At 39.0% G+C, this 7,175-nt stretch carries 4 protein-coding genes and 2 pseudogenes; all 6 read left to right on the forward strand.

Translation table 11 applies throughout. The annotated features are described in order from the left end of the window. Positions 1-530: 530 nt before the first annotated feature. Positions 531-1,346 (forward strand): annotated as a pseudogene (locus HMPREF9957_RS13540) (ZIP family metal transporter). Positions 1,347-1,360: 14 nt separating this feature from the next. Next, a complete protein-coding gene (locus HMPREF9957_RS05840) occupies positions 1,361-1,738 on the forward strand; it encodes an ArsR/SmtB family transcription factor (RefSeq protein WP_000076060.1) in 378 nt (125 codons plus the stop codon). Further along, positions 1,707-3,794 (forward strand): heavy metal translocating P-type ATPase, encoded by a 2,088-nt coding sequence (locus HMPREF9957_RS05845; RefSeq protein ID WP_000712649.1) that lies wholly within the window; start codon positions 1,707-1,709, stop codon positions 3,792-3,794. Before HMPREF9957_RS05840 ends, HMPREF9957_RS05845 begins: the two co-directional genes overlap by 32 nt. An 820-nt stretch (positions 3,795-4,614) precedes the next feature. Beyond that, on the forward strand, positions 4,615-4,785 hold the full coding sequence (locus HMPREF9957_RS05850; protein WP_000873143.1) for a hypothetical protein: 171 nt from the start codon (positions 4,615-4,617) through the stop codon (positions 4,783-4,785). Between the two features lie 385 nt (positions 4,786-5,170). Further along, positions 5,171-6,388 (forward strand): macrolide efflux MFS transporter Mef(A), encoded by a 1,218-nt coding sequence (gene mef(A), locus HMPREF9957_RS05855; RefSeq protein WP_000417519.1) that lies wholly within the window; start codon positions 5,171-5,173, stop codon positions 6,386-6,388. Positions 6,389-6,507: 119 nt separating this feature from the next. After that, positions 6,508-7,175, forward strand: a pseudogene (gene msr(D), locus HMPREF9957_RS05860) (ABC-F type ribosomal protection protein Msr(D)); the annotation flags it as partial.

Consider the following 7,175-nt stretch of genomic DNA (forward strand, 5'->3'; position numbering starts at 1 on the left):
TAAGTAATTTTTGGAGTGAGTGGAAGTGATAGTTAGGAATTCTCAAATTCTATTTCCATTTACACTGTGGGTACGTTTTTATTTCCATTGACAAGGAGTTTGAGGGAATAGAAACGTACCCACCTATATGAAAAAATCACGAAAGGTTTGATCTATGGAAATCAGTAGAAATTAGGTGATACAATAACACGTTATAAAAACCTTGAAATCAGTATGTTTCAAGGTTTTAAGTACTCTTACGGATAGCATTGGGAACATCTAACTTTCTTGAGGAGTAAAGTTTGTTTCTCAATATAGTAATCGTTAAATTGTGTCGAAGCGTTATATGATATGATAATTCCAAATAGTCCTTTGGGCTTTTTATGGCATTGTGATATTCTCTAAGAACACGAGATTGCTTCAATAATTTACAAAGTTATGGGGATTTCTCATAGCTTTTTTACTTTCTTCCTTGACAATTGAGCAACTGTTCAACTATAATGGTAATAGTTGAACAGTTGCTCAACTATTATCGATTATTGAGGTATAAGATGTCATTTTTTTCATCTCTATCACCAGTAATGCAAGCTTTATTAGCTGGCTTATTCACCTGTTTTGTACCATTATCGGTGCTAGTTTGGTCTTTTTTGTCAAAACCATTCATCAAAAATTCATGGATATGATGATGGGCTTGGCAGCGGGTATTATGACGGCAGCTGCAGTCTGGTCTTTGCTTGTCCTTTCATTTGGCTATAGCCAGTCAATGGCTGCAAACAGATTTTACTGGTTGCCGACGGCTGTTGGTTTTTATTGTCGGGGGCTTAATTATCCGCTTTATTGATTATTTGGTTCCCCACCTGCATTTGAATCAACAGATGAGTGATAAGGAAGGGATTTTGAATCCCCAAAGACCCTTATCAAAGACCATGCTGCTTTATCTGGCGGTAGTGATTCATAATATACCAGAGGGCTTAGCAGTTGGTGTGGCAAATGCCACAACTGGACTTTCCTTTACGTGGATGAGTGCCCTTGGATTAGCCTTGTGAATTGGTATCCAAAATATTCCAGAAGGCTCTGCCTTGTCCTTGCCGCTACGGGCAGAAGGGCGAAGTAGGAAATCAGCTTTCTACTATGGCGCCATGTCAGCGATTGTTGAGCCGATTGCAGTTGTTTTAGGGGCCTATGCTGTTATGTCTATGCCCCAGCTACTATCTTATGCTCTCTCATTTGCGGCAGGAGCCATGATTTATGTTGTAGTGGAAAAACTTGTGCCAGGTGCTCAAGAACACAAGAATACCGATATTGCAACAGGTGAGTTTATGGACGGATTTCTAATTATGATGTTACTTGATACAACTTTAGGATAGGAGGAATACAAAATATGTCACAGTGTTTAACAGCTTGTAATCCAGATTTAATTCAAGGGGTCCATGAGACGGAGTTTGATACCGTTACATTGCTAAATATGTCCAATTTTTTTAAGGCGATTTCTGATCCAACTCGTTTGCGGATTTTACAAGCAGTACGGCAAAAAACAATTTGTGTCGGAGACTTAGCGATTGCGTTACAGATGACCAAATCTGCTATTTCTCACCAACTACGCTATCTGCGGGACTGCCAATTGGTCAAGGGGGAGAAAAAAGGAAAGATGACCTATTATGAACTTGCGGATAATCATGTCGCATCAGTCTTGTCTTTGACACTGAAGCATTTGAAGGAGGAAAAACATGAAGAAAGAGTATGTACTTCGGGGAATTGACTGTGGCAATTGTGCTGCTAAGATTGAACGTGCTGTCAATCAATTGGAGCAGGTAGAATCTGCCACTGTCAATCTGATAGCTCAAAAGCTGACTTTGGAAACAAAAAGCGAAGATGGGATAGATAAGGAAATTATTGACTTAGTAGATGCTATTGAACCTGGAATCGAAGTGATCAGTGAGAAAAAGGAAGAGGCACTTCCAGAAAAACGAGATTGGGCGAAAGAGCTGCTACTTGCTGTTACGATTCTATTTGCCTTCGGCTTTTTCCTGCCAGAGGAGTATTTCTGGATTCGTCTGGTCTATTATCTGACCCTATATATCATTATCGGTCATAAGGTTCTTATCAAGATGGTTCAAAATATTCAACGTGGCAATATTTTTGATGAAAACTTTTTGATGAGTATCGCGACCTTAGGAGCCTTTCTCTTGGGAGAATTTCCAGAGGCAGTAGCCGTCATGCTTTTTTATCAGATTGGGGAGTATTTCCAAGACAAGGCCACCTCTCAATCTCGTCAGTCCATTGCACAATTGATGGATATTCGGTCGGTTAAGGCTTGGAGACTAGAGGGGGGAGAAGCCGTTCAAGTAGACCCTGAAACAGTAAGGGTTGCGGACCATATTTTAGTTAAGCCTGGGGAGAAGGTGCCCCTAGATGGTCTGGTCAGAAAAGGTCGTTCTATTCTGGATACGTCAGCCTTGACAGGAGAATCACTGCCTAGGGAAATTGGCGTTGGTGAGGACATTACAAGTGGTGTGATCAATTTGACTAGTCCATTGGTAATTGAAGTGAGAAAGACTTTTTCGCAATCAACGGTCAACAAAATTTTGGAATTAGTTGAAAATGCAAGCAATAAAAAAGCGGAGACGGAACGGATGATCACACGTTTTTCGCGTGTGTATACACCAGTGGTTGTCGGAATCGCTTTTCTGCTTGCAAGCCTGCCTCCCTTGCTTGGTTTAGGGGAGTGGTCGACTTGGCTTTATCGGGCACTTACCTTTTTAGTCATTTCTTGCCCTTGTGCTCTTGCGGTTTCGGTACCAATGAGTTTCTTTGGCGGGCTAGGGGGAGCATCTAAATTAGGTGTCTTAGTGAAAGGTGGAAATTATTTAGAGGCTCTTGCCAAGTTGGATACGGTCGTATTTGATAAGACGGGGACAATTACAAAAGGTATCTTTGCGGTAGATACCGTTGTCAACGCAGAAGGTATCGAGGATAATATTCTGTACCTCGCTGCCCATTTGGAAAGCTATTCCAATCATCCAATCGCAAACTCGATTCGAACAGCCTATGGACAGGAAGTGGACGAGAATAGGGTGAGTCAGATTACCGAGCTACCAGGGCAGGGCATGTCCGGTAGGATAGATGGCAGACAGCTCTATCTTGGGAATGCTAGATTAATGGAAGTTCAAGGGATTGCTTATCCAGCTATTGACAGCACAGGAACAGTTCTCTATTTGGCAGAGGACAGTCACTTTTTAGGCTATTTCCTTATCACAGACCAAGTGAAGGAGACGAGCATCGAGGCCTTGAAGGATTTACAGGCGGTCGGAATTAAAAAAACGGTTCTCCTTTCAGGTGATCGTCAGGCAGTGGTTGATGAATTTGCACAGCAATTTGCCTTCAATGATGCATTTGGAGATTGCTTGCCTCAGGATAAGGTGAGTACATTTGAGGAAATTCTGACTCAGTCTCAGCAGGCTGTTGCCTTTGTTGGAGATGGAGTGAATGATGCACCGGTTCTTGCTAGGGCAGATGTTGGTATTGCTATGGGAGGGCTAGGTTCGGACGCAGCCATTGAATCAGCAGATGTTGTACTGATGGATGATGACCTTGGAAAACTTCCTCAAGTCATTCGACTGGCTAAAAAGACAGTCAGAATAGCTCGGCAAAACATGACCTTGGCTATTGTAGTTAAACTAATTTTCTTGGTTCTAAGTGGATTGGGAATTTCTAATATGTGGGAGGCAATCTTTGCAGATGTTGGTGTAACGCTACTGGCAGTATGGAATGCATTGAGGACCTTGAGGATAGATACCTCCACTTTGTCAAAGTAAGTGAACAAACAGAGCGATATACAAGTTTTTGTATAATCGCTTTTTTAAACTATGATATGGGCTTTAACGATTTTAACCTAAATCTAGTAACCGTTGAACGTGCATCAATAGAACACACTATGACCATCAACAAGAACTACGTTACTTTCATTAAGGGTATTTTCTGGTAAATTTCAAAAATAAAACCTTGATTTTGCGCCATTTCTTTTTTTCCTTCCCGAAGGCGCGGGAGTACACCCCTTTTGTTAAGGATTTATCCCTTTTTAAATAAAAATAATACAAGTAGGACACTTCTAAAAGTGATCTACTTTTTTTAAATATTTTCATTCTAAAGTTTAATTTTAAACAACAACTCTATCACTTTCGTTATATAATATAGATGTTGACTAACTCCACACGTGGAGTGTGTTGCTCTGCTCGTAAAAGCTTAGAAACCTTTGAACGAAAGGGATAATGAAAGCCTTGATTGCAAGGCTTTTTGCTTTATGGTGGGTAAGTATCAGAGTGAGAAAATTTTTGGAATGAGTAGAAGTGATAGCTAGAAATTATCAGTTTCTATTTCCATTTACCCTGTGGGTACGTGTTTGTTTCCATTGACAAGGAGTTTGTGGGAATAGAAATGTACCCACCTTGTTTGAATCAAGTGAAGTGTAGTTGAAGGAAATCTGTTGAAAGCAATACTTCATTTTACCGAATAAGTAATAATTTAGGCAACTTCAAATCGATTAAAAAAACTATTTTAAAGGTTAAGAGTAGACAAAAATTGTCCACTCTTTTTTGCAAACTCAATTTATCAATAAATGAAATGAGGGAATGTAAAATGAAATATTTTGAGGTTGAGTTAGAAAATCCTGATGAATTTTTAAAACTACAAACAGAAGATTTTGTGAAAGCTAATCGCTTGCTACTAAGGAAGATAATCCAGAGCGTTACAGTCTATGAAGAAAACTTCGTCATATCCTTTAAATCTGGCATCGAATTGGAAGTATGAGTCTCATTCCATAACTTTTATATTGAACATATCATCTTGTTGTGTTATACTATAAATTGATATAAACAAAGATGTAGGAGGAACCGAAACTATGACAGCCTCAATGCGTTTAAGATAAGCTGGCAATAAAAAAAGCAGAATCTATACCCGATGATAGGCTTTTTTGTTGTGCTTATTTATACGATATTGAGCATTCATTAGTTACGGTGAGGATATTGGTTATTTAACTATACCTTTATTTAACTATGTCTTTAATATGAATGTTTCCAAATTGTATGTATGCAGACCAAAAGCCACATTGTGGGGTTTGGCCTGCATTTTTTATTGCCTAGAATGCTATTCAAAATAGAAATTCAAGCAAAATAATATGCAGGAGATAATATAAATGGAAAAATACAACAATTGGAAACGAAAATTTTATGCAATATGGGCAGGGCAAGCAGTATCATTAATCACTAGTGCCATCCTGCAAATGGCGATTATTTTTTACCTTACAGAAAAAACAGGATCTGCGATGGTCTTGTCTATGGCTTCATTAGTAGGTTTTTTACCCTATGCGATTTTGGGACCTGCCATTGGTGTGCTAGTGGATCGTCATGATAGGAAGAAGATAATGATTGGTGCCGATTTAATTATCGCAGCAGCTGGTGCAGTGCTTGCTATTGTTGCATTCTGTATGGAGCTACCTGTCTGGATGATTATGATAGTATTGTTTATCCGTAGCATTGGAACAGCTTTTCATACCCCAGCACTCAATGCGGTTACACCACTTTTAGTACCAGAAGAACAGCTAACGAAATGCGCAGGCTATAGTCAGTCTTTGCAGTCTATAAGCTATATTGTTAGTCCGGCAGTTGCAGCACTCTTATACTCCGTTTGGGATTTAAATGCTATTATTGCCATCGACGTATTGGGTGCTGTGATTGCATCTATTACGGTAGCAATTGTACGTATACCTAAGCTGGGTAATCAAGTGCAAAGTTTAGAACCAAATTTCATAAGGGAGATGAAAGAAGGAGTTGTGGTTCTGAGACAAAACAAAGGATTGTTTGCCTTATTACTCTTAGGAACACTATATACTTTTGTTTATATGCCAATCAATGCACTATTTCCTTTAATAAGCATGGAACACTTTAATGGAACGCCTGTGCATATTTCTATTACGGAAATTTCCTTTGCATTTGGGATGCTAGCAGGAGGCTTATTATTAGGAAGATTAGGGGGCTTCGAAAAGCATGTATTACTAATAACAAGTTCATTTTTTATAATGGGGACCAGTTTAGCCGTTTCGGGAATACTTCCTCCAAATGGATTTGTAATATTCGTAGTTTGCTGTGCAATAATGGGGCTTTCGGTGCCATTTTATAGCGGTGTGCAAACAGCTCTTTTTCAGGAGAAAATTAAGCCTGAATATTTAGGACGTGTATTTTCTTTGATCGGAAGTATCATGTCACTTGCTATGCCAATTGGGTTAATTCTTTCTGGATTCTTTGCTGATAAAATCGGTGTAAATCATTGGTTTTTACTATCAGGTATTTTAATTATTGGCATTGCTATAGTTTGCCAAATGATAACTGAGGTTAGAAAATTAGATTTAAAATAAACAATATTGGAGGAATATTTATGTATCTTATTTTCATGTAACTCTTCCTGCTAAAATCGCAGGGTTTTCCCTGCATACAAGCAAATGAAAGCATGCGATTATAGACAGGAGGAAATGTTATGGAATTAATATTAAAAGCAAAAGACATTCGTGTGGAATTCAAAGGACGCGATGTTTTAGATATAAATGAATTAGAAGTATATGATTATGACCGTATTGGTTTAGTAGGAGCAAATGGTGCTGGAAAAAGCACTTTACTCAGGGTACTTTTAGGAGAATTAACTCCCCCAGGATGTAAAATGAATCGTCTGGGTGAACTTGCCTATATTCCCCAGTTGGACGAAGTAACTCTGCAGGAGGAAAAAGATTTTGCACTTGTAGGCAAGCTAGGTGTTGAGCAATTAAATATACAGACTATGAGCGGTGGTGAAGAAACAAGGCTTAAAATAGCACAGGCCTTATCGGCACAGGTTCATGGTATTTTAGCGGATGAACCTACGAGCCATTTAGACCGTGAAGGAATTGATTTTCTAATAGGACAGCTAAAATATTTTACAGGTGCACTGTTAGTTATTAGCCATGACCGCTATTTTCTTGATGAAATAGTAGATAAAATATGGGAACTGAAAGATGGCAAAATCACTGAGTATTGGGGAAACTATTCTGATTATCTTCGTCAGAAAGAGGAAGAACGTAAGAGCCAAGCTGCAGAATACGAACAATTTATTGCGGAACGTGCCCGATTGGAAAGGGCTGCGGAGGAAAAGCGAAAACAGGCTCGTAAAAT

This window comes from Streptococcus mitis SK1080, from assembly GCF_000220085.1.
Taxonomy (GTDB): Bacteria; Bacillota; Bacilli; order Lactobacillales; family Streptococcaceae; genus Streptococcus; species Streptococcus mitis_K.